Source organism: Desulfosporomusa polytropa (assembly GCF_055380075.1).
In genome coordinates, this window is record NZ_AP042400.1 from 2,365,411 (window position 1) to 2,388,751 (window position 23,341).

Here is a 23,341-nt window from a genome sequence, read left to right on the forward strand (position 1 = left end):
ATAATGTCTGCCAATCACATTATGCTGTGTGCTGGGATGTTACAGACGTGTCTTTAGGCGCCTGCGGCATTTTTGCGAAAACCAGCAAGATAATCCCCAATATACCCATAGCTACATTCAAATAAAAAGCTTCGTTATATCCTTTAAATATATCAAAAAGCTTGCCACCAACCATGCCGGAAGCCGATACTAATATCGCAGTAATTGCTAACAAGGTACCATTGATTTTAGGAAATGCTGCAGGGCCGAAGAAATGACCAAGCATTGTCTGCTGTGCCACGAAACACCAGCCGAATCCAGCGCCGTAAAGAATTGCTGCCATATATGCCGCCATAAGTGTCGTCGGACTGGCCTGTAGTGCCAGGAACGAACCAGCAAAATAACATAGAAAGCCAAGCATAAAAACATAACGGGCCGCAATTCTGTCCATAAGCCAGCCACTAATGAGTCGACCAACAATCCCTCCCATAGTAAACAGACCCATACAAAATGCTGCAATAGCGGGATCAATGCCTTTGCCGCGAAGATGCATGATCCAGTGCGCAGTGAAAAAGAAAAATGGCCATTGGCTGGCTGCCGCAGCTAAAATAGTCAGCCAGTAAACATAATTTTTATATACTTCTGCCGGTTTCCAGGCATATTTAGTAACTAGAGGATTTATCGCAATAGCCTTCTTTTCCTCTTCGTTGGCCTCCCGGCCATCAGGAATCTGTCCATACTCCTGAGGACTCTCTTTAATGAACTTGAGTGCAATCAAAGAAGAAGCCACACAAGTAACGGTAACTGCAATCCAGGCAAGCCGCCAGTTGCCACCGGAAGCTTGTATCAGCTTATTAATGGCCGGAGATGCAATAAACCCTGCAAAACCAGATGCTGTCATGGCAATTGCCATAGCTCTGCCGCGATATCTCACGAACCAGCGGGTAACAGTGGTCGCCAGCGGCAGCATTGTACCCATTGCCATACCAAAACCATTTAAAACGCCGAATCCAACGAGATAATGCCAAGGCTGAGTAGCAACCTGAGACATCCATAACGTAGCGATGACCAGAATAGCGCCGCCCATAGCAAAGGTTTTTCTAATGCCATACTTCATTACTGCCATGCCGGCTGGTATTGCTCCCAAACCAACAAATAAGTTACAAAGGGAAAAACCTGCGCCGTACGTCATCCGGTCCATGGGAATATCCTTCATCATGAACGAATTAATAACAGCACCACCGTAGAGAGGGAAACCAAGGTTAATCAAATAGACAATCCATAATACCAATACCATGTACCAACCATAAAACTTTTGTTTTTTCTCCACTCAGCCAACCTCCTAATAAAGTTTTCAGTGTGCGCACAAATGCCTATCAGCTAACAAAAGGCATAGATAGCTAATTTTAATCCGGCAAAATTAGCATCGTGTATATACATCTAGATCTATATTTATGATAACTGATACCATTTTCCTTGTCAAGCATTTTCACTGATATTTCAGAAATTTATATATTTTTATACAACTATCTACAAACACTACTGTGATTTTCAAAAACCATACAAAATATTTTCTCCTTGCTGATTTTAGGAGACTTTATTGTGTTCTCCTACCTCAGACTACTTTTCAATACTTTACCTGCTGCATTACGTGGCAGCACCGAAACAACTTCAAGTATTTTAGGCATCTTGTAACGTGCCAGTTTTCCCTCACAAAACGCTTTAATTCCATCTATGCTGATACACTGGCTTGACTCTTTCAAAACAATAACTGCTTTTATGGCTTCTCCCCATTTCTTATTAGGTACTCCGACTACAGTGACTTCCTTTATATTGGGATGCCGGTATAAAACTTGCTCAACTTCAACAGGATAAACGTTTTCTCCGCCGGTAATAATCACATCTTTTTTTCTGCCGACAATATAGATATACCCTTCCTTATCTCTCCGAGCACAATCTCCGGTCAAAAACCAACCTTCTTGGAAGGTCTCCTGCGTTTCCTGCGTTTTTTTCCAATATCCTATCATTACATTTGGTGCTTTAACCATTAGCTCGCCAACTTCGCCAACACAAGCTTCATGACCGCTTTCATTTACTATCCGCACATCAACATAGAAAGCCGGTTTGCCCACAGAACCAATTTTGCGGCCAGCGTCTTGAATACTTAAAATAGCTACCGGTGCCACCTCAGACAATCCAAATGCCTGGATTATTGGCACCCCTTTTCTTTGAAGTAACTTTATAACTGTTGTGGGACAAGGAGCTCCCGCAGAAATACTGAAGCGCAATGACCTTAAACTATATTTATCAAAACCAGATACTTGAGTAACGGCAAGCCACATTGCCGGCACCATAAACATACACGTTATTTTTTCTTGATCGATAGTTTTCAGCACTTGTACTGGGTCAAACCTATTATTAATAATCACTGTGCCGCCTTTATATAATAACGTTAACGTTAAAATGGTCATTGCTCCACTATGAAACATAGGAGCTACAGTCAAAGTAGTATCTGTCTCTAAAATGGGTTGAGCTATTAAAATCTGAACAATATTCCAAAATGTATTCGCATGAGTAAGCATTGCCCCTTTCGGGCGCCCGGTAGTCCCCGAAGTGTACATGATCATATGTACTTCGTCACTGTCTACATCAACCACAGGCTCTACGTCGGTATACTTCGTCAAAAAAAACTCATAGGAAGTATCTTCCCCTCGTTCTTCCCCGACACTAATCCTCTGTAATATAGCAGCTTTTTTACAAACCTCAGCCGCTAACTGTGCATACTCATTTTGATAAATGAATACGGCAGCTCCGGAATCCTTCAAGATATACTCTACTTCCTCTATACTCAAACGAAAATTAATTGGAACAAATATGGCTCCGATCTTAGCACACGCAAACATGACTTCTATAATCTCAGTTCCATTCATTAGGAATACTGCTACTCTGGCTCCTTTTTGAACTCCGGCCTGCATTAGCCCATTCGCCAACCGATTAATGCGACTATTTAATTGACTATACGTAACTTTACGTTCTTTACAAGCTAAAGCTACTTTGTCGTTACTTAATTGCGCTCTCTTTGCCACCCACTGTCCGATTCCCCTCACGCGTATCCTCTCTTCTTTCGTCGCATAAAGATAACTTGAATTCTTGTGCTATATCGAAGTGCTATTCTATCATTCAAAATAGTTAAAGTGTTTTTGAAATTCTTTCGATATCTGTTGCCGATGATGTTAATTGTTGCATGGATGCCGATATTTCTTCTGTAGATGCTACCTGCTTTTCGCCTAAATCTGCTGTATTCGCTATTGTATCAACTACAAACTTTGTTTCATTTTGAACATTTTGCAAGATAACTTTTATTTCATTCACTGATTGAGCACTGTTTACAGCCATTTTACGAATTTCTTCAGCAACAACAGAGAAACCACGTCCCTGTTCTCCTGCCCGTGCAGCTTCGATTGCAGCATTGAGTCCTAGCAAGTTGGAGTTGTCCGCCACATTACTAATAAACCTAAGAATATCATTGGTTTTACTAATCCAGGCAAGAACGTTCTTCCCGCCGGTTCTTACTTTAATCAGATATTCTGCCAATTGGTTCGCTGAATTTACCAATTCTTCCAAAGTCGCGGTCACTTCCTGCGATGTCGCCGCTATGGCCTGAGTAGCTTCTTGCAGTGCAGCTTGCGTTTTATAACTGCTAGCCGTACCGACGATTCCCACAAATTGGCCGTCTTCTTCGAAAATCGGATAAATAGTCGAGCATAGCTTTATCCCATAAACATGCTCAGGAATCGTGCCTTTGACTATTTTCTTTGTCGCAATACATTGCTTGATTGGTCCGCCTGTAGCAATATCTCCAATTTTAATGTTCGCAGTAGTAAACGTTTGTGGTTGTACGTGATGAAGAAATCTTGCCTCTGCATCACAGACAACGATATCGCAATCAAGTGCACTTGCATTTCTGTAAGTTTCCGCGGCAGCGATAACCGCCTCCAAAATTCTCATTAACATCACCTCCAGGAAATCGCACTATAATTGAGGGCCTTAGTGATGTGTGATAAGCCCCCTCTACCTTAACCTTTTACATCTTTAACCATAGCGAAAAGAGACTCCCATCGTACCCCGCGGATAATTCCACTTGATTATACCTTTATTTTTACAGACAACCCGGCATGTACCGCATTCAAGGCAGCCAGCATAATCAAAGTTAACTTCACCGTCTTTTAGGGTATATAACACCGCCGGGCAAACATACAGACATGGTTTTTCTTTACAATTAGCACAAATCGCCTTATCAAGAACAATATGAGGTTCTTCTTCATCAACGACGAACTTATTAATGCCTAGAAGCTCCTCCGGTGAAAGTTTTTTTACTATCATATGGCTTTAAACCCCCTCCAACCGTCGGTAAGCATTTGCCCGAAGGTGACATGCTTTTTTAACACCTTTAGCATAGCCTTATCCATACGTTCAGGCAGTTTGCCATTGACAGCAAACAGCACCTTCATCATTTCATTTGCCATAGCAGGATACACGGATACCATCCGCCTGTTACTCATGAGTTCATGGAAATTGGCGTACAGTTTCATGGTTGGCGTTAAGTCAAGATCCTCTAACTCTTTTACATACGCCGGGCCTACATTACTGATATTTTCATTCTTCAATATAGCCTGCGCGGCAGCAACACCACTTACAATGGCAAGATCAATTCCGCGAATAATCATTCCTGTATTAACCACCATACCAGCCGCATCACCCACGATGATCAGCCCGTCTCTGTACAAAGTCTTAGGTACAGCGTGATAACCGACTTCAGGTACAAGATGAGCACCATATTCAACCGTTGTACCATCCTTGACCAGTGGACAAATTGCCGGATGCATTTTCAGATCCTGCATAATTTCATGAATGGATTTACCATGGCAAGCAAGGTCATCGGGATTTAATACTACGCCCAGTGAGATACTGCTCTTGTTGGTGTACAGAAAGCCGCCGCCGAGCACACCACCGCCACAGCCAACCAGTACTCGAGCTGCCCCTTCGTTGCCGTTTAGGTTGAAACGGTCTTCAATGACTTGCTCAGGCAGTTCAATAACTTCTTTTGTCCCTACCCCGACGCTATGAACATCAATATCTTTCCGCAAACCGGCCTTCTGAGCAATAAAGGAGTTTACCCCGTCAGCAGCTATAACAACTGTTGCATAGATTTCGTCGTCGCCTGCCTTGATGCCGACGATCTTTCCATCAGCTTCAATCAGTTCATCGACCAGTATACCAGGAGCCAACATAGCGCCCTGAGCTTCTGCCTGGCTGGCAAACCACTCATCAAATGGAGCACGCAGCACTGAGTACGACTGGGGAACATCTTCCCCAAAATCGTAGTCGACATAGTCTATTGTCATTGCACCATTGGCTCCGAGCATCATAATCTGCTCTTTAATCACTTTTCTCTCAAGCGGTGCTTCTTGATACAGACCAGGTTCCACCAATTCCAGCGCATACGTATAAAGACGGCCACCGGTAACATTTTTACTGCCTGCACTTGTACCCCGCTCTACCAGCAAAACACTTTTACCATTTTTAGCCAGTACATAGGCGCAGGCGGTGCCGGCCGGACCGGCACCGATAATTATGGCATCAAATTTTTCATCATCTGACATAATAACTCCCCCATTTTCAACAACTCTTACCGGCTTATTTTTTCTGTAGTGCAGCCGTCAATAAAGGTACCACTTCATACAAATCCCCTACGATTCCATAATCGGCAGCTTCAAAAATTGGGGCCTTTTCATTGGTATCAATAGCAACAATGATTTTGGAATCCCTAATACCAACAACATGTTGTACCTGACCGGAAATTCCCATACCAATATAAAGTTCAGGTTTCACTTTCTGACCCGAAATGCCGATATAATGGTTATTGGGCAACCAATGATAATCCTCAGATATACCGCGTGTACAGCCAATTTCCCCGCCCACGGCGGTTGCCAGCTCTTCAACAATCTTCATATCTTCCTGTTTAGCCAGTCCACGGCCAACACAAACGATCTTATTGGCAGTCGCGATGTCCGCACCTTCACGCACAATCGGGCACACATTGCTGATAGTAACCCTTGAATCATCATTTGCTGTTTCAACAGCAATAATCTCACACTGTACTGCCGCAGCAGAGGTTTCGGCAAAAGTCCGGGGCGGGATAGTTACCAGAGCCGGGAGAGCGGAAGCCTCTGTACGCACAGCCAAACCGCCATACATCAAGCGAGTAGTCTCAATAGCATCATTAGCATATTGAACAGCTAATGCATCGGTAACAAGACCGGTTTTTAGGATTGCCGCTACTTTGGCCGCAATATCTTTGCCGCGCATAGTAGCGCCTACCAGCATAACACTTGCTTGCTCTTTACCTAAAAGCTCAGCAATAGCTCCAGCATAGCTTTCAGGCCAAGGACTATTTCCTTTCAACAGGAAAACTTTATCTGCTCCGACCGTGGTTAAGCTTTGCACATCTTCGGCATTAAGTGTAATTACATTAACCGGCTGCTGCATGGTTTTCTTAAGTTCCTGACCTGCCGTCAACAGTTGTTTGGCAACAGCGCTATCTTCTGAGTAAATCCAAATTCCTGGCATGTTTAAAAATACCCCTTTCCTCTAGCACATGCCCTCTTGGGCAAGGCTGGCAACTAGCTTAGCAACATTATCGGCCTGATTAGCCTCTTTGAAGATAACTTTTTTCCGGTCCATGACATAACCTTTAACTGTAAGAGCACGTACCTTCGGGGATAATTCCCCGGCTTCCAAATCAAGGTCGCTTATTTTTACTTCTTCAGATGGCTTTTTTGAGGCAGCCATAACCTGTTTTAATCCAGGTATGCGCGGTTTGTTGATTTCCGGTAAAACACTGATAACCGCCGGTCCTGTCACAGTTATCTCTTCGATGCAATCCCCTAATTTGCGGGTTGCAACTACTTTGCCGTCAGCGACGTCAAGTTTTTGTACAAAAGTAATGGCCGGGATGCCTAGCAGAGCTGCCAGACGGGGAGCAGTTTGCTGGCTATAAGAATCCGAGCTGCCTTCACCGCACAAAATCAAGTCATACTGTCCGATTTTTTTTATAGCGGCAGCTAATACGTTGGCAATCACAAAAGCATCTGCCTGTTCGCCTGCCGCGTCGCCAATCCAATATACTTTATCAAGGCCTCTGGATAAAGCATCCTTAAGCGACTGTTTCGCTGCTATAGTTCCAAATGTGAGGGCTTCAACGCCGACACCATGCTTTTCTGCTAGAAGAGTTCCTTCTTCTATCGCATTTTTGTCATAATCGCTGATTTTGTATTTAGCCCTGCCGGTGTCGAGAGATAGGTCTCCCGCTATTTTAATGTCTTGTTCGTCCAATACCCACTTGTAACAGACAAGAAGCTTTTGCATGGTTTACCCCTTTCTTCCTTTGGGAGAGGAATGTCATCCTCTCCCCGTTCACTTCATAGTAATTTTATTTTGTTAGGCCAACAGATTCCCGGCAATGATTTTCTCAGGAAAATCAATTGAACTGTTTTTAATTACAACGCCTTTGACATCGCGATAGAGACGAGAAGCCACCATTTCCTGGCTGTAACCATAACCGCCTTCAATCTGGATAACGTCAATCAACGCACTTTGCCCAATGCGCCCGGCAAACAGCTTGATCATGGCTGCCTCAGCAGCAAACGGCTCACCATTTTCTAAAAGGGCGGCAGCATCATATACCGCGAGGCGCAGCATGTGGATGTTAGCTGCCATTTCGGCCAGCATGGTCTGAATGGCAGGAAAAGTGGCAATCGGCCGACGGAACTGGATTCTCTGCTTGCCATACTTCACGGCATCTTCCATAGCTGCCTGGGCAATGCCTACAACCATAGCGCCTTCGGCAATACTGGCAGCAGCCATTGCTTCTGCGGAAATCGTCATACCCGCGCCTTCCGCACCTAATAAATTACCTGCCGGCACTTTTACCTGATCAAAAATCAGTTCGGCAGACTGGCAGCCCCTAAGTCCCATATTCTTAATGGTTCTGGCTACCGATAAGCCTTCTGACTTGGCATCAACGATAAAGGCGCTGATGCCTTTTATGCCCTCTTCCGGATTTGTCTGGGCAAATACAATATATACGCCGGCTGCTCCGCCATTGGCCACATAGCATTTACGGCCACTCAGCACATAATTGTCGCCGTCTTTGACTGCGGTTACTTTGTGCTCCCCCGCACCTATTGCCGCACCTGGCTCATTGAGAGCAAATGCTCCTAGCTTTTCGCCTTGGCATAAGGCCGATAAATAGGCCGTCTTTTGCTCAGATGTTCCCCAACGGTTAATGCTATAGGCTGCCAGTGAAGCATGGTTCATCAGAACTGCTGCCACCGCGCCACTGACCCGGGCTAATTCCTCAATAATTAAGGTATAACTCAAATAACCGGCTTCAGCCCCGCCATACTCGCCGGGCATAAAAATCCCTAAAAAGTCTTGCTCAATCATCTTCTTAACAATATCTGCCGGATGTGCTCCGGTATGGTCGATTTCAGCAGCAACTGGTTCAACATATTCGATGGCAAATTCCCTGGCATTTTGCTTAATTAGTTGTTGTTCCTCTGTTAATGCATAACTCATGCGTTACCCTCCTCTTCTTTGTGCTGCTCAACTATGAGTTAAGCAGAATCCCGGATATAACAATTCGTTGAACCTGATTGGTGCCTTCATATATCTGGGTGACTTTGGCATCACGCATAAGCTTTTCCACAATAGCATCCTGGGAATAGCCATAGTGTCCCATGATTTCAACAGCATCTGCTGTCACACGCATAGCAGTATCAGTAGCAAACGTTTTAGCCATGGCTGCTTCCTTAGTATAAGGAACCCCGGCATCCTTGAGGCGAAGAGCATTTCGTACCAGTTGCCTTGCAGCTTCGACCTGGGTAGCCATATCCGCTAATTTAAAACCAATTGCCTGATGGCTGCCAATGGGTTTGCCATTAACATCAAGATATTCTTTAGCAAATTTGACTGCTTCCTCAAGTGCCCTCCGGGCAATCCCCACTGCAGCTGAGGCAACAATTGGCCGTGCCATATCCAGCGTTTTCATGGCAATTTTCATGCCTTCGCCTTCTTTGCCCAGAAGGTGGGTCTTCGGAATCCTCACATTTTTCAAAATCAGTTCTACGGTATTAGAGCTGCGGATGCCCATTTTGTGCTCAACGGCACCCACAATAACCCCTTCCCGTTCCGACTCGACAATGAATGCGCTCAAGCCTTTAACGCCTTTGCTGGGATCGGTCGAAGCAAATATGACCATTATGTTGGCATAGCCGCAGGTGGTGGCAAAACACTTTGTACCATTAAGCACCCATTCTTCGCCATCGGGTTTAGCCGTCGTAGCGCAAGCACCGGCATCAGAGCCGGCACCTGGCTCAGTAAGGGCAAAACCTCCCATACCTCCGTTTACTAAGCGTCCATAATATAACTTTTTTTGTTCCTCTGTACCGGCAATTGCTATTGGATAAGAGCTCAGCCCATTACCACCAAGCGTTGTGGAAAAAGCAGCACAGCCATAGCCCCATTCTTCCGCAACTAACGACTGAATAACAGAAGAGTAACCAGGGCCACCGTATTCTTCGGGTACTGCCATGCAGTTAAGACCGGCTTTTTTTACTTCTTCCAGAATAAACTCGTGGAATTCGCCTTTCTCGTCCCATTCGCGATCAACAGGAATGATATATTTCGTCGTAAAATCCCGGGCTAACTGTTGCACTTTTTGCTGTTCAGGAGTAAGCGACATATCAACCATTATTCATCAACCTTTCGTTTTGGCTTCAATAATCTGTAGAAGTTGTCCCCATTTTGTCTGAAAAATTTCTTCAGGCATTGTCTTTAAATTTGGTGAAATTACTGGTTTGAAGTCCATCAGATTCAAAACATCTTTTTCTAAATCAATGCCAGGAGCAATTTCCGTTAATGTTACTTGTCCGTTTTCAAGAACAAATACAGCGCGTTCGGTGACGTATATTACTGCCTGATTAGTCTTGGCGGCGTATTCTCCACTAAATGTGACTTGCTCAACTTGGTTAATGAATTTCTTGCCTTTACCCTCCTGGGCAATTACAACCTTGCCGTCTTCGATCACAATTTTAAGACCACCGGCAGTAAAAGTTCCGCAATAGACTACTTTTTTCGAACCTTGGCTGACATTAATGAAACCGCCTGGGCCCATAGCCCGGCCCTTAAACTTGCTAACATTTACATTTCCTACTTTATCCACTTGAGCCAGCCCCAAAAATGCTACATCAAGGCCACCACCATCATAGAAGTCAAACTGATTGGCGTGTCCAATTACGGCTTCACCATTGTAGGACTGACCAAAATGTGGCAAACTAGCCGGTACTCCACCGATACCTCCTACCTCTGTTGTGAAAGTCATCATCTCTGAAACCTTTTCTTCAGCCCCGACAGCAGCAATGTCACTGGGAATTCCCACGCCCAAATTTACAACAGCATCAGGTACGAGTTCCATGGCAGCACGCCGGGCAATAATCTTGCGTTCAGTCAATGGAAGTTCCGGGATACTGTCCAAAGGTACCTTAATGTCACCGCAAAAGACCGGATTGAAATAAAGTCCTTCGGTCTGCCAGCAACATTTTTGGTCTGTTGCCACAACAATGTGATCCACTAAAATGCCGGGGACCTTGACGTTCCGTGGATGCAGCGAACCGGCTTTAGCGAGATATTCAACCTGTGCGATCACCATGCCGCCGTTATTTTTAACCGCTTGTGCCAGCTCCAGCATTTCGAGCATAACAGACTCTTTCTCTGTAGTAAGATTACCGTTTTCATCAGCAGTAGTTGCCCGAATAATTGCGACATTAATAGGAAAGGTTTTATAGTATAGCCACTGATCACCATCGAATTCTACTAATTTAACAATATCTTCTTTCGTCTTAGCGTTCATCTTGCCGCCATCCAAACGCGGATCAACAAAAGTTCCCATACCTACCTTTGTCAGAACGCCCGGTCTTTTTGCCGCCATTTCGCGATAAAGTTGAACAATAACTCCTTGTGGCAAGCAATAACCTTCAATTTTGCTTTCCGATACCAGCTTTGACATTGTCGCCGATGAGCCGATATGAGCACCAATCCACCTTTTTATTAAACCTTCATAGCCGATTCGGACTGTCCCGCGATCATGCCAATCACCTGTGGCAGATGCATGTACAAGAGTTAGATTTCTCGGTTGTCCAGATTCAGTAAATCTTTTCTCAAGTGACTCCGCGATTTCTTCCGCCCAGCCAGCAAGACCAAAGCCGGTAGTTGCTACTGTCATGTTGTCTTTTAGCAATGCTGCTGCTTGGTCAGCGGTTATCAGTTTTGACATAATTGTTGCACTCCTTTTTCATGTGAAATGTTACTACATCCCAATATATAGCAAGTTTTGTGCCAATAATTTATTAATTCATAAAAATCAGCAATAGCAGGCTCTATAGCCATTTTTTCCTTCATTCTGCACTTGCTGCATGTACCATTTCATTCAATCTTCAGTAAATTCAAAACCGTCAATGTACCTAAAAAGGTACATTGACGGTTTTGAATTTACCTATATCAATAATAAAAACTGGATGTCTCTTTATGAGCATCCAGTTACTATATATTATCAATTGTCCACATCATTCTGCTTTTGAAATTCTTTTAATTTTCGATAAAGAACTGTCCGGTAAATGCCTAACCTTTGGGCGGTTTCTCCGATTTTACCACTATTTTCCTTAAGTATATGATTGATATATTTAATTTCGACCGTTTTTAAAACTTCCCGTAAGGTTCCGTTCAACCCCAAAAGGTTGAAAATATTGTACTGATACTCATTCCCCTGGGCAAGTGTATCAAAGGCTAAACTGTCTGCTTGGCTATCCTGCAGACTACTAATTACGTTCCGTTCTACAACACTTTTTAATTCCCGTACATTTCCCGGCCATTTATAACTTTGTAATTCTTCAAATGTCTCAGAGTCAAACTCAACATCCAGACCGTATTTCTTATTAAAGCTTTCTAAAAACCGCAAAGCTAGTACCACAATATCTTCCGGCCTTTCTCGCAATGGAGGTATCATAATAGGTATTACGTTGAGCCGATAATACAAATCGCTCCGGAATAAGCCTTCCTCGACCATTTTTTTTAAGTTTTTATTCGTTGCTGCGATAAGTCTAAAATCCATTTTCCGGTCGACATTGCTTCCTAGACGCCGAACTTCACAAGTTTCAAGTACTCTTAGCAATTTTGCCTGAAGTGTAAATGGAAGTTCCGCAATTTCATCTAAGAATAATGTGCCATGGTGTGCGGCTTCAAATAATCCTACTTTTCCATCGGTATTTGCTCCAGTAAAAGCGCCTCTTTCATAACCAAACAATTCTGATTCGACAAGATGCTCTGGTAAATTAGCGCAATTTATTGCAATAAATGCCTCCTCGGATCTTTTGCTGTGACGATGTATATATTTAGCTAATATTTCTTTTCCTGTTCCGGATTCGCCAGTTAATAACACCGTACTGTCTACCTGCGCAACATTATGAGCCTTCAACAATACTTGCTTCATTTTCTTATTTTCGGCCACAATGGTTTCAGTATCCAGAACATAACTTCTTAAATACTCCATTTCGCGTTTGCGTCGGCTAACTTGTTCCTTCTCTTCATGACTAATGCAGGTTTCATACTTATTGTGAGGTCTACCATACGTTACAACTAAGATTACTTCTCCATTATCATCTAATATTGGTGTACTGCTCGAATACTGTGTAAAATCAAGCTTGGTTGTTAACACTCCGCTCCTAACACACTTTTTTTCCGCTGCTTCCGCAGCAAAAGATTTACTGTAAAAACCTTTTTTCACCAAGTCATTTATATTCGATTTTAGCAAGCGATCCAAAGACATGTCCAAAGTCAGCGCCGTTGTAGAGTTAGAAAGCAATACATTACCATCTTTGTCAGTCACAAAAATTGCATGCGGCAGTTTGTCAAATATTTGACGCAAATTCTTCTGAGCAAGTTCATAGTTTCGTTCCACCGCTTTTGACTTACATTGCATTAGACCGCCACCTCAAATTCCAGTATACTCCCGAATACTGCCCCCCCACTCACACATTCAAGGCACTTTTAGCCTATTATCGTAATGGGCTTCTTTCCTTTAAACCTCGAACTTACTAACCGCTTCCCTGAGTTCCATTGCCAGTTTTGCCAATACTTGACTTGAAGATGCGATTTCTTCCATAGACGCTGATTGTTCTTCGGTTGCAGCCGACACTGTTTGAGCTTCTCCTGATGCCTTTTTACTCAAATCATCAATCCGTTTTACCGACCCGACAATTTGCTCACTGTCACTAGCCATCTGCTCAATGGCGGAGGATATTTCACTCACCTGACCTGATACTTGGGTTACCAGCGTAGTAATTTCCTGAAAAGCCTGTCCAGAAGCGTTGACTACTTCGGCTCCCAGCTTCACTTCTCGCGTTCCGGAGTCCATAGCGATTACAGCTTTGTTGGTATCACCTTGAATTTCACTAATCAATATGGCAATTTTTTTGGCCGCTTCCTGAGACTGCTCCGCCAATTTCCGGACTTCCTCGGCCACGACGGCAAAACCTCGTCCCTGTTCACCCGCCCGCGCTGCTTCAATGGCAGCATTAAGTGCCAGCAGATTGGTCTGTCCGGCAATACCAGAGATAGTATCTACAATCTGGCCAATTTCCTTAGAGCGTTCGCCCAAATTAGCTACAACACCAGCAGAACTAAGAACAGTCTGTTCAATACTGGCCATTTGACTTACCGCTTTGTCGACAGAGTTGTTGCCTGCGTTGGCCTTAGTCGCAGCCTGCGCCGATTGCGCCGCTACTTCACTAACATTCGCGGCAATCTGCTGGATACTGGCCGACATTTGTCGTACCACGACCGAAGTAGCATTGGCTACAGTCCACTGCTCATCCATACCTTTAGATACATCGGAAATAGAATTTGCCACCTGATTCGCGGCTTGAGCTGACTGGTCAGCACTGGCCGTCATTTCCTCGGCGGATGCCGCTACCTGCTCTGACGATGTGCTGATCTTACTCACAAGATTGCGCAAATTACCGACCATTGTTTCAAAGCCGCGTGCCAAACGGCCCAGTTCATCCTGTGAAGTTACATCAATGTGCGTTATGCTTAGATCGCCTCTGGCAACGCGACTAGCCACTTCTTCTAGTATTTGCAGTGGTTTCGCGATACGAGCTGCTGTCAACAAGATAACGAAACTCGCTACAATAAGTACCGTAACAATGGTAATTATTGAAATCCACGCAAAGGCTCTCAGCTGTACCCTGGCTTCAGCAACAGGAACACTTGTTCCAATAGCCCAGGAAGTTCCAATAATCGGCGCGTACGCCAAGTACTTTTCTTCACCCAGATAGTTGTAACTGGAAAGCCCCTTTTCACCATTTATCATCTTCTCAACAGCTGCTTTTAGTGCGAGAGGTGCATTCGGATCGTTGGTAAGAACATTGCTTTTGTTTACCACTAGTTCTTTATTAGGATGAATGATTACTGTGCCATCTTTCTGCAAAACATACGCATACCCGGTTTGGGCCACTTTTATACCAAGAATGCGTTTTTCTACTTCATCAATACTGATCGATCCTGCTAATATCCCAACAATGCGCCCCTCAGCCTTGATTGGGGTAGCAATAACCACGACAAGCTTACCACTAACCGGGGATAGTATCGGATCTGTGATGAACGTGTTCCCCGCAATTGCACTTGCAAAATAAGGTCGGTTCGTTGAGTTTCCGGCTACACCGTGAGTATCAAGATAGTTTCCTTGAGCATCAGTCCAAAAAATGTTTTCGTAAAGCTTGTTATTGTTTAGTTCTGAGATAATATAAGACACCATGGCCTCACGGTTGCCACTTGCCATAATCGGCGATCGTGAAATTGCCTCCAATTCTGTCTTATGTTCCGCAAGCCACATGCCGACTGCCTCGCCGTTGGTTTGCGCCACAAGGGCAATTTCATTTTCAACATCCTGTGTTAGCATTTTCTGTGATTGCCAATAATTAAGTCCAGCCAGCACACCAAGCGCAACCACAAATAAAGTGATTACTGTTACCGCAAGTTTTGCTCTTATACTTTTCACCAAGCATCCCACCATTTTGTATTTTTGTACGCTCTCAAACAAACCAGAAAACATTTGCATCATTATGGGAGTCCTATTTGTCCTGCCCCATATCATGGCTTATCTTGTTTTTTGTAAACACATAGCAAATAGTCACACATTTATGTGGGACTGCTTTGGCTGTATCAGCAATTAATTATATCGATCGTATTTCTCTACCGCTCCAAAAAACGCATTAACATTTTCGCGTTTATCATTCATCGGCAGGTTACAACCCGATGAGTATATTAGCCCTTCACCATTGCGGAAGGTTGTAATTTTTAAAAATTATATATATACATCTATATATAGATGGTAGCTAAAATTAAATTATTTGTCAATATTTTTTTATTTTTCTTATAATTAGTCTTGCCTTACTAAGAAAAACAACGTCCTGAACCCATTAGTAAGGATTCAGGACGTTGTTTGCTTTTACTTGCCACTTAACATCCATATAACTTTAAGGATGCGCCCTGACCAATCTGGGTCTGAGCAGCATCACTGCTGCCGCAAATATCACTTATTGTAACGGCCTCGCCTGGTTCGAGCACCAGAAATTCCTCATCCCATTCCCCTTGCAACAACTTATGAAATAAGCGCAGCGATCCTGGCGTAATGTCATGACAGAGATTGAGTCTTTCCGCAATATCCTTCGTTTGTGCCAGCACGCTTTCCACCGGATAAGCGCCTGTATCTATCAACATAAAGCGTTTATAATGTCCCAACATAATTTTCATTATCTTTGAGGTTCTAGCCTGGCCATAGCGTTCAATACAACGCTCATATTCTTTAAGCAGGTTTTTCTCGTAATCCAACCATCCTTTGGTCAAAAAATATGTCCCCATCTCTTTGGATATGCTTTTTCTGGCTTCACAAGAACCTAAGAGTAACGGAATACAATCATCGACCTTTGGAAGTACCAATTTCGACCTATCTGACTTAATACCAAGCAAACTATTCCCACAATACCCAAATAGCAGCAATATTGTGTCAACATTGTCTATCCGATTGATCTCCTCTTGAATTCTTTTATGCAATAATTCAGGTGTGTTATGCAGACCGGATTCAACATATATAATAGGGAAGTCTACCCTGGTTTCCTGTATTGCTAATGTAAGTTCTGCTTGGAGTGTCTGGCATGCTAATATTGCAGTCCCCATCTGACCACTTCCTTTACGACGATTGAACTCTTCGCTTATTGGGTGCAAAGATATTCCGGCACAATTCGATTACCTTGGTACAATCAGTAGCCCAATAATCAGCTCCTGTATATTTTCTTACACTTTCATTGACTAAACCGCCGATAATTACCGTAGTCTGGGAACGAAGCCCGGTTTCTTCCAGATGTGTAATCGTGTTTTTCATGGAATCAAAAGCTTCAGTAATCAGTCCGGTTAAACACACAACCCGACTATTGTGTAGTTTGACGGCTTCGATAAATTTTTCTCCTTGAACGTTAACCCCCAAATCACAAATATCGAAGCCATTGTAGCGCATAATACCTGTTGTGATATTTTTGCCAATATCGTGAATATCCTCTGCCACTGTACCAAATACGACAGTAGGATATGAAGCTATAGCGTTAACTACTCTATCTTGATTTACTAGGGTAAGTACATCTTTAAAAATTTCAGACGCCATAATTAGGTCTGATAAAAAGTATTCCCCTTTACTGTAAAGCTCACCTACCCGGTCAGTCCCTAACCGAATTTCCTCCAGTAGAACATACGGATTAATCCCCATCTGAAGACCTTGTTTAACAAGATTCATCACCGTGACTTCGTCCAGTCTGGCCATGGCACAGACCAGCATTTTCTGGATTTTTAGCATAATCTCACAACCTTCCTGAAAGTGGATATGAGGTAGCCGTCAATTCAAATCTGTCTTTATGACAAACCATGATGGAAACTCCTAAAGATATGTCTTCTTTAGCGTAAATAACTTGTTTTACTACCAATGCCGGAAGCATTTCGTCCGCTTCTAACAATTTAGCTTGTTCTGCAGACAAAACCGAAACCGATATTGCCATATTATTGCGTACAGGTACACTGTCCTGATGTTTAGCAACCAATTCCGGGAAATCCGCATATTCCAGCTGTGTTTCCAGTAAGGGCTTACCTTTTTGGTACCGCAGGAATTTTTCCTCAATAGCTACAGGTAAATTTTCTTTAACCAATAGGCGTTTTACCATAATCACGTTTGTTTCCCCGCTAAAACCCAATTCCCTGGCTAATTCCAGGTTGTTACGAATTAAGTTGACACCTATAAGCTTATAATGTAACTTCTCTTTCCCAGTACCATTATTTTTTAAATCAATAACCAACTGATTTAGGCGGAGACGGGTAACAAAACTACCCTTGCCTTTAACTGTTTCAATTAATCCGGCCTCTGCCAGCAGGGCAATACCTTGCCGAACAGTCATGCGGCTTATAGCATATTGCTCACCTAACTGGGCTTCAGTTGGAAGAATATTTCCGTCTTTTAGGACACCAGACTCAATCTGGTGCTTTATATCCTCAGCTAAGCGATAGTAAACAGGTATAAGGTTTTCGCGATTTCTCATAACATCCTTCCCTTGGAAGTGCTTAAGTGCAGCCTTCTTTATCTATACATCTATATCTTACATGCAAATTACTAATTTTGTCAATTGAAACGTGCTGCTTTTTTATAGCACTTGTCCAGTTTTCTATAAATCGAGCGTTCATTAACTGAAACAATGTCATTATTACAAATATAAAGAACCAGGATTACGATATAACTCGGTTCCTGGTTCTTTTGGTCTTTCTGTCTACGCTTCAGTAATATCTTTACCAGACATTGAGGTGTTTTTTTGGGATACCATTATTACCTATGAACAATACACTTGATATAAGAATACGATTGGGTTTAACAATGATACTACTTACCGGAAGCGGCGGCAACCATAGCCTTAACATTTTCAAATTTAGCATTTGGCGGTATAGTACAACCAGAAGCAAGAATAAATCCTTTTCCCATGTCCTTAATTAATTTTGTGGAATAGTTATACACATCGTCAGGAGTACCAAGCGCTAACATAGCAGCAGGAACATCCCCTTTAATACACATGTGGTCGCCAAGAACCTCTCTTATCTTATAGATATTGGTAGCGCCATCGCACTCAAAGATGCATTTCTGTCTAGGTAAGCTTTTGAAAAATTCCAAATCGCGCTCCCAGTTACCGTCAATGTGAAGGTCTGCTATTGCACCTTCTTCAATAATTGCCTCAGCAGCTGCCTTTAGATACTTCCAAACAAAGCGCTGCCAGATCTTCGGAGAATAGAATTCACTAGCTCCCCTTGCTGGTGACATAAAGACAACCATAGGTTTAATGGCTCGTATTTGCTGACGTAATTCTGCTAGATTTTCTTCAAGAATAACGTCTAAAACAGCCTCAACCTTGTCCGGCATTTTAAACATATCTCTCATGAATTTGGGGAATGATCGCCCACCGCCCAAAAATTCATTAACTGTAGAGGATGCTTTGGGGGAATATACCATAATGCCGGCATCTTCAAAATCTTTAATAAATTGCGGGACATCCTTCAATTGTTCACGGATCGCATCAAGATCAAAGCCCACTCGATTTTTCAAATAATCATCGCTAAAAGCTTTCCAGCCTTTATTCAAAATGGTATCATAGTCTTCCACTGTCATCAATTCTTGTTCGTCAAGCTGCCACGGAGTATCATCAGGAAGATCACGTCCAGGTAATTTGACTTTCGAATAAAAAATTAACGGAAAAATTGTGGCGGTCGCATAGGTACTGCCTGTTCCATCAACATCGCCTAAATCTTTAAATGATGATAAAATTGCTTGATGGGAAGCTTTCATATTTGATACAAATTCTGACAACTTCATGCCTACATGCCTTGCAAAAACAGCATCTCCTGCGACTATAACCGGCGTACGATCCGTTTCCTCAAAGGCAATCGTTTTTCTTATTCTTTCAGTACGTTCCTGAAGCAATTGTTGTGCTGTTTTCATCATACCCACTCCTCTGCATTATCTATAGTGTCTATAGTATCCCTGATTGATAATTTCGTCAAATTCCTATAATTACGCGAGCTATTCCTAACAATCATAGAAAATTTGTCGAACACTACCATTTTAGTGGCAGCTATATTATTATTATTATAGACAGCTTGTTGAAAGCAGGGGGATTTAACATGGACATACGCAATCTACGTTCTTTTTTAATGGTTGCACAATATCTAAGTTTTACTGAAGCAGCTAAACGAATATATATAGGACAGTCAGCATTAAGTAAACAAATTGCCGAGCTTGAAGAAGAATTGGGCGTCGAATTGTTTATTCGCAATCACCGCTCTTTGGAATTAACACCAGCAGGAAAGACACTATTACGCGAAGGCAATAGTCTTATGGAGAAGGTAGGCGAAGTCATTGAAAAAACTCAGCAAGCACAGCGTGGTATCCGCGGCAGCCTAAGAATTGGCTGTTTTGGAATTGAAAGTGCCTTTCTGCCGCATGCTCTAAAAAGATTCAGGGCTCTATACCCACAAATCAGTATCGATATTCGAGTACTTACTCTTAAAATGATAAAAGATGAGTTAGACCGGGAAGAAGTAGATCTTGGCTTTATTATCATGTTGGGAAATGACTTGCCGGATAGTCAATTTATGCAGCGATTGATTCACCGCAGCCCCTTATGCTTTCTCTTGCCAAGTGATCACCCTTACGCTGGTGAAACTGCAATTGATATTTCGCTGTTAGCCCAAGACCCTTTTATTTTACTTTATGAAACAGAATGCAAGCAGGCCTTCGAATGGTTTATAGATTTTTGTAAAAAAAGAGGTTTTACTCCAGATATACCCAATAAAACAACCCGCATGGAAAGCGTGCATTGGATGGTCGAAGCAGGTCTAGGTGTTTCATTTATGTCAAAAGATCCGGCTTTACTCCGCGCTATTCCTCCTAGCGTTTCAATTGTTGACATGCAAGGTGAAGATGCTTATAGCAATATTATCGCTGCCTGGAAAAAAAGTCATCACAACCCAGCCGTCGCACTTTTTTTGAAGGTACTTGAAAATGTAAGCATCTGCAAATAAGCTAATTATAAAAAGGAGGTCTAATAAGCTAGCAATAAGCTTATTAGGCCTCCTTCAAAATTGCGACAAGCAAAGTGTGCCATAGTTATCTCACACGTAGGCGTTCGACACATTAGTATCGCTGGCCTCCCTTGACCACTTGCTCATCTAGATTAAACAATTTTCCTATTAGTCATTAGGATATTTCGGCATAATTCATTAACTTTATTACAGTCGGTTGTCCAGTAATCGGCCCCTGTATAAATTCTTACACTTTCATTGACCAAGCCGCCAATGATTACAGTAGTCTGTGCTCGATGCCCAGTTTTTTCCAATAACGCAATTGTATTTTTCATAGAATCAAATGCTTCGGTAATTAGTCCGGTTAAACAAACAACCCGGCTATTATGCAATTCGACAGCTTCAACAAATTTTTCTCCAGGTACATCAACCCCTAAATCACAAATGTCAAAACCATTATAACTCATAATACCTGTTGTGATATTTTTGCCAATGTCGTGAATATCATTTTCCACCGTGCCAAAAACAACAGTAGGATAGGAAGCTATGGCTGTAAACACTCTATCTTGATTTACCAAGGTTAACACATCTTTAAAAATTTCAGAAGCCATAATTAGATCTGATAAAAAATACTCACCTTTACTGTAAAGCTCGCCTACCCGGTCAGTTCCTAGTCTAATTTCTTCTAGCAGAACATAAGGATTAATCCCCATCTGGAGACCTTGTTTAACTAGATTCATCACCATGGTTTCATCTAGTCTGGCCATAGCACCAACTAACATTTTTTGGATTTTTAGCATAATCTCACAACCTTCCTGAAAGTGGGTATGAGGTAGCCTTTAATTCAAATCGGTCTTTGTGACAAACCATAATGGATACTCCCAGTGGTTTGTTCTCCTTAGAATAAATAACTTGTTTTACTACCAGTGCCGGAAGTACCTCGTCCGCTTCTAACAATTTAGCCTGCTCAGAAGACAAAGCCGCCACCGATATTACCATATCATTGCGTACAGGAACACTATCCTGATGTTTAGCAACCAATTCAGGGAAATCCGCATATTCCAGCTGTGTTTCCAATAGCGGTTTTCCTTTTTGGTATCGCAGAAATTTTTCTTCAATAGCCACAGGTAAATCCTTTTTGAACAATACGCGCTTTACAGTAATAACGTTAGACTCCCCAGTGAAACCCAATTCCTGGGTTAATTCCAGGTTGTTACGAATTAAGTTGACGCTTATGAGCTTATACCGTAGCTGGTCTTTGTTAACACCACTATTCTTTAGATCAATAACTAACTGATTTAGGCGGGGACGGGTAACAAAACTACCTTTTCCTTTGACTGTATCAATTAGACCAGCTTCTGCCAACAGAGCAATACCTTGCCGTACAGTCATACGGCTTATGGCGTACTGCTCGCAGAGCTGTGCTTCTGTCGGAATCAATTCCCCGTCTTTTAACGCACCTGATTCGATTTGCTGTTTTATGTCGTCAGCTAAACGATAATAAACTGGTATTAGATTCTCACGACTTCTCATATAATAACCTTCCTTCGGAAGCAGTTAAGCCTATCTACTTATTAAATCTATATATCTATATACAGTTTACACGAAAGTCAATAATTGTGTCAATTTTTTTACTTAACCCTTACTTTTCCCCATTGCTTGCTTCAGAACAATAAAGCCTTCCAGGCACTTGCTTGGAAGGCTTTGCATTATCGAAGAGTATTTATGAAATCATACGTTTATAAATGAATTGGGTATCAATATCCCCGCTACAGAAATACGGATCTTTGAGTACTTTTAGATGAAAATCAATGGTGGTTTTAATACCACTGATCCGGAATTCACTCAGAGCACATTGCATGATCTTGATGGCTTCACCACGGGTGCGCCCTCGTACAATTACTTTAGCAATCAAAGAATCATAGTAAGGCTCCACCATAGAACCAGCACAAACGCCGCTATCCACGCGCACTTTGGGACCGCCTGGCTGATAATAGAAAGTAATTTGCCCTGGCGAAGGCAAAAAGTTTTGTGCCGGATCTTCGGCATTAATGCGGCATTCGATTGCGTGCCCACTAAAGGTTACGTCATCTTGCTTGACATTGAGTGGTTCGCCTGAGGCAATACGCAGCTGCTTTCTCACTAAATCAATACCTGTAATCATTTCGGTGATGGCATGTTCTACCTGAATACGCGGATTGATTTCCATAAAATAAAATTCGCCGGTATTTTTGTCCATAAGAAATTCTACTGTTCCTACATTGGTATAGTGGACACTTTTAGCAGCACGAATAGCTAAGGCGCCAACTTTTTGACGCATTTCCGATGAAAGAGCACTTGACGGTGCTTCTTCCAAAATTTTTTGATTACGCCGCTGCAAAGAACATTCACGTTCCCCTAAATGGATGACATGCCCATAATTATCAGCGACAATTTGCACTTCAATATGCCGGGCATCGGCAATATATTTTTCTAAATAAAAAACGGTAGTCGTAAGATCCACTTTATTTACGGCACTTAATAGTTCAGATGGATTATTGGCAACAAACATGCTTTTACCACCGCCGCCGGATACCGGTTTCAGGATTACCGGATAGCCAATTTCTTCGGCAATATGACAAGCTTCGGTTACATCGCGTACAGGTTCACTGCCAATCGCCATAGGTAAGCCCGCTTGTTTCATGGCTTCGCGAGCCGCATCTTTATTGCCTACTTTAGAGATAGTTTCGGCGCGGGGACCAACGAAAACAAAACCAGCACTCGTTACTTTTTCGGCAAAATCGGCGTTCTCTGATAAAAAGCCATAGCCAGGATGGATAGCATCGGATTGCGATGCTTTTGCTGCAGTAATAATAGCATCTATGTTTAGATAACTTTCGGTGGCGTCAGCCGGGCCGATCAAATAGGCATAATCTGCCAATTGAACATGCAGCGCGTCCGCATCTACTTCAGAATACACAGCAACTGTTTCAATTCCCAGCTCATGGCAGGCCCGCATGATACGTACCGCTATTTCCCCGCGGTTGGCAATGAGTAAACGTTTAAACATTGGAAGACCTCCATTTGCATATAGTAGTTGATC

At 42.7% G+C, this 23,341-nt stretch carries 20 protein-coding genes; 1 reads left to right on the plus strand and 19 read right to left on the minus strand.

Features of this window, described 5'->3' with window-relative positions; all coding sequences use genetic code 11:
* Nucleotides 1-19: 19 nt before the first annotated feature.
* From ACZ449_RS13015 to ACZ449_RS13090, 16 genes are all read right to left on the minus strand, one after another.
* Nucleotides 20-1,309, minus strand: coding sequence for an MFS transporter (locus ACZ449_RS13015; RefSeq protein WP_464261416.1), 1,290 nt, complete (start codon nucleotides 1,307-1,309; stop codon nucleotides 20-22).
* 280 nt (nucleotides 1,310-1,589) lie between these two features.
* On the minus strand, nucleotides 1,590-3,086 hold the full coding sequence (locus tag ACZ449_RS13020; RefSeq protein ID WP_464261417.1) for an acyl-CoA synthetase: 1,497 nt from the start codon (nucleotides 3,084-3,086) through the stop codon (nucleotides 1,590-1,592).
* A gap of 82 nt (nucleotides 3,087-3,168) precedes the next feature.
* Entirely contained in the window at nucleotides 3,169-3,987 is an 819-nt protein-coding gene (locus ACZ449_RS13025) for a methyl-accepting chemotaxis protein (protein ID WP_464261418.1), read from the minus strand.
* An 84-nt stretch (nucleotides 3,988-4,071) separates the two neighbouring features.
* The gene (locus tag ACZ449_RS13030; RefSeq protein ID WP_464261419.1) at nucleotides 4,072-4,362 is read right to left on the minus strand and encodes a ferredoxin family protein; all 291 of its coding nucleotides are present in this window, start codon (nucleotides 4,360-4,362) and stop codon (nucleotides 4,072-4,074) included.
* Entirely contained in the window at nucleotides 4,359-5,642 is a 1,284-nt protein-coding gene (locus ACZ449_RS13035) for an FAD-dependent oxidoreductase (RefSeq protein WP_464261420.1), read from the minus strand. The genes ACZ449_RS13030 and ACZ449_RS13035 overlap by 4 nt, the downstream gene beginning before the upstream one ends.
* 34 nt (nucleotides 5,643-5,676) lie before the next feature.
* A complete protein-coding gene (locus ACZ449_RS13040; protein ID WP_464261421.1) occupies nucleotides 5,677-6,609 on the minus strand; it encodes an electron transfer flavoprotein subunit alpha/FixB family protein in 933 nt (310 codons plus the stop codon).
* Nucleotides 6,610-6,630: 21 nt separating this feature from the next.
* Entirely contained in the window at nucleotides 6,631-7,407 is a 777-nt protein-coding gene (locus ACZ449_RS13045) for an electron transfer flavoprotein subunit beta/FixA family protein (protein ID WP_464261422.1), read from the minus strand.
* A gap of 72 nt (nucleotides 7,408-7,479) precedes the next feature.
* Nucleotides 7,480-8,619: an acyl-CoA dehydrogenase family protein gene (locus tag ACZ449_RS13050; RefSeq protein ID WP_464261423.1), complete on the minus strand. Its 1,140-nt coding sequence runs from the start codon at nucleotides 8,617-8,619 to the stop codon at nucleotides 7,480-7,482.
* Between the two features lie 31 nt (nucleotides 8,620-8,650).
* The gene (locus ACZ449_RS13055) at nucleotides 8,651-9,793 is read right to left on the minus strand and encodes an acyl-CoA dehydrogenase family protein (RefSeq protein ID WP_464261424.1); all 1,143 of its coding nucleotides are present in this window, start codon (nucleotides 9,791-9,793) and stop codon (nucleotides 8,651-8,653) included.
* A gap of 6 nt (nucleotides 9,794-9,799) precedes the next feature.
* On the minus strand, nucleotides 9,800-11,374 hold the full coding sequence (locus tag ACZ449_RS13060; protein ID WP_464261425.1) for an acyl CoA:acetate/3-ketoacid CoA transferase: 1,575 nt from the start codon (nucleotides 11,372-11,374) through the stop codon (nucleotides 9,800-9,802).
* Between the two features lie 276 nt (nucleotides 11,375-11,650).
* Nucleotides 11,651-13,075 carry a sigma-54 interaction domain-containing protein gene (locus tag ACZ449_RS13065; RefSeq protein ID WP_464261426.1) on the minus strand — a complete coding sequence of 475 codons (1,425 nt, stop codon included), beginning with the start codon at nucleotides 13,073-13,075 and terminating at the stop codon, nucleotides 11,651-11,653.
* 99 nt (nucleotides 13,076-13,174) lie between these two features.
* Nucleotides 13,175-15,154, minus strand: coding sequence for a methyl-accepting chemotaxis protein (locus tag ACZ449_RS13070; RefSeq protein WP_464261427.1), 1,980 nt, complete (start codon nucleotides 15,152-15,154; stop codon nucleotides 13,175-13,177).
* A gap of 461 nt (nucleotides 15,155-15,615) precedes the next feature.
* Nucleotides 15,616-16,332, minus strand: a complete 717-nt coding sequence (locus ACZ449_RS13075; RefSeq protein WP_464261428.1) for a DUF1638 domain-containing protein — start codon at nucleotides 16,330-16,332, stop codon at nucleotides 15,616-15,618.
* A gap of 13 nt (nucleotides 16,333-16,345) precedes the next feature.
* Nucleotides 16,346-17,002 (minus strand): cobalamin B12-binding domain-containing protein, encoded by a 657-nt coding sequence (locus ACZ449_RS13080; RefSeq protein ID WP_464261429.1) that lies wholly within the window; start codon nucleotides 17,000-17,002, stop codon nucleotides 16,346-16,348.
* Between the two features lie 4 nt (nucleotides 17,003-17,006).
* Nucleotides 17,007-17,735: a GntR family transcriptional regulator gene (locus ACZ449_RS13085; RefSeq protein WP_464261430.1), complete on the minus strand. Its 729-nt coding sequence runs from the start codon at nucleotides 17,733-17,735 to the stop codon at nucleotides 17,007-17,009.
* 335 nt (nucleotides 17,736-18,070) lie between these two features.
* Nucleotides 18,071-19,180: a uroporphyrinogen decarboxylase family protein gene (locus ACZ449_RS13090; RefSeq protein ID WP_464261431.1), complete on the minus strand. Its 1,110-nt coding sequence runs from the start codon at nucleotides 19,178-19,180 to the stop codon at nucleotides 18,071-18,073.
* 179 nt (nucleotides 19,181-19,359) lie between these two features.
* Here ACZ449_RS13090 and ACZ449_RS13095 point away from each other — a divergent pair, with 179 nt between their 5' ends.
* On the plus strand, nucleotides 19,360-20,259 hold the full coding sequence (locus ACZ449_RS13095) for a LysR family transcriptional regulator (protein WP_464261432.1): 900 nt from the start codon (nucleotides 19,360-19,362) through the stop codon (nucleotides 20,257-20,259).
* A 152-nt stretch (nucleotides 20,260-20,411) separates the two neighbouring features.
* Here ACZ449_RS13095 and ACZ449_RS13100 read toward each other — a convergent pair whose 3' ends face one another.
* From ACZ449_RS13100 to accC, 3 genes are all read right to left on the minus strand, one after another.
* A complete protein-coding gene (locus ACZ449_RS13100) occupies nucleotides 20,412-21,059 on the minus strand; it encodes a cobalamin B12-binding domain-containing protein (RefSeq protein WP_464261433.1) in 648 nt (215 codons plus the stop codon).
* A gap of 4 nt (nucleotides 21,060-21,063) precedes the next feature.
* Nucleotides 21,064-21,792, minus strand: coding sequence for a GntR family transcriptional regulator (locus ACZ449_RS13105; RefSeq protein WP_464261434.1), 729 nt, complete (start codon nucleotides 21,790-21,792; stop codon nucleotides 21,064-21,066).
* A gap of 190 nt (nucleotides 21,793-21,982) precedes the next feature.
* Nucleotides 21,983-23,308, minus strand: a complete 1,326-nt coding sequence (gene accC, locus ACZ449_RS13110) for an acetyl-CoA carboxylase biotin carboxylase subunit (protein WP_464261435.1) — start codon at nucleotides 23,306-23,308, stop codon at nucleotides 21,983-21,985.
* Nucleotides 23,309-23,341 lie beyond the last annotated feature (33 nt).

What these genes read in the sequence shown, in the direction of transcription:
- ACZ449_RS13100 (WP_464261433.1), bottom strand. Translation starts at nt 21,059, where the DNA reads ATGCTAAAAATCCAAAAAATGTTAGTTGGTGCTATGGCCAGACTAGAT.
- ACZ449_RS13055 (WP_464261424.1), bottom strand. Translation starts at nt 9,793, where the DNA reads ATGGTTGATATGTCGCTTACTCCTGAACAGCAAAAAGTGCAACAGTTA.
- ACZ449_RS13085 (WP_464261430.1), bottom strand. Translation starts at nt 17,735, where the DNA reads ATGAGAAATCGCGAAAACCTTATACCTGTTTACTATCGCTTAGCTGAG.
- ACZ449_RS13060 (WP_464261425.1), bottom strand. Translation starts at nt 11,374, where the DNA reads ATGTCAAAACTGATAACCGCTGACCAAGCAGCAGCATTGCTAAAAGAC.
- ACZ449_RS13050 (WP_464261423.1), bottom strand. Translation starts at nt 8,619, where the DNA reads ATGAGTTATGCATTAACAGAGGAACAACAACTAATTAAGCAAAATGCC.
- ACZ449_RS13045 (WP_464261422.1), bottom strand. Translation starts at nt 7,407, where the DNA reads ATGCAAAAGCTTCTTGTCTGTTACAAGTGGGTATTGGACGAACAAGAC.
- ACZ449_RS13040 (WP_464261421.1), bottom strand. Translation starts at nt 6,609, where the DNA reads ATGCCAGGAATTTGGATTTACTCAGAAGATAGCGCTGTTGCCAAACAA.
- ACZ449_RS13030 (WP_464261419.1), bottom strand. Translation starts at nt 4,362, where the DNA reads ATGATAGTAAAAAAACTTTCACCGGAGGAGCTTCTAGGCATTAATAAG.
- accC (WP_464261435.1), bottom strand. Translation starts at nt 23,308, where the DNA reads ATGTTTAAACGTTTACTCATTGCCAACCGCGGGGAAATAGCGGTACGT.
- ACZ449_RS13095 (WP_464261432.1), top strand. Translation starts at nt 19,360, where the DNA reads ATGGACATACGCAATCTACGTTCTTTTTTAATGGTTGCACAATATCTA.
- ACZ449_RS13025 (WP_464261418.1), bottom strand. Translation starts at nt 3,987, where the DNA reads ATGAGAATTTTGGAGGCGGTTATCGCTGCCGCGGAAACTTACAGAAAT.
- ACZ449_RS13035 (WP_464261420.1), bottom strand. Translation starts at nt 5,642, where the DNA reads ATGTCAGATGATGAAAAATTTGATGCCATAATTATCGGTGCCGGTCCG.
- ACZ449_RS13080 (WP_464261429.1), bottom strand. Translation starts at nt 17,002, where the DNA reads ATGCTAAAAATCCAGAAAATGCTGGTCTGTGCCATGGCCAGACTGGAC.
- ACZ449_RS13065 (WP_464261426.1), bottom strand. Translation starts at nt 13,075, where the DNA reads ATGCAATGTAAGTCAAAAGCGGTGGAACGAAACTATGAACTTGCTCAG.
- ACZ449_RS13090 (WP_464261431.1), bottom strand. Translation starts at nt 19,180, where the DNA reads ATGATGAAAACAGCACAACAATTGCTTCAGGAACGTACTGAAAGAATA.
- ACZ449_RS13105 (WP_464261434.1), bottom strand. Translation starts at nt 21,792, where the DNA reads ATGAGAAGTCGTGAGAATCTAATACCAGTTTATTATCGTTTAGCTGAC.
- ACZ449_RS13075 (WP_464261428.1), bottom strand. Translation starts at nt 16,332, where the DNA reads ATGGGGACTGCAATATTAGCATGCCAGACACTCCAAGCAGAACTTACA.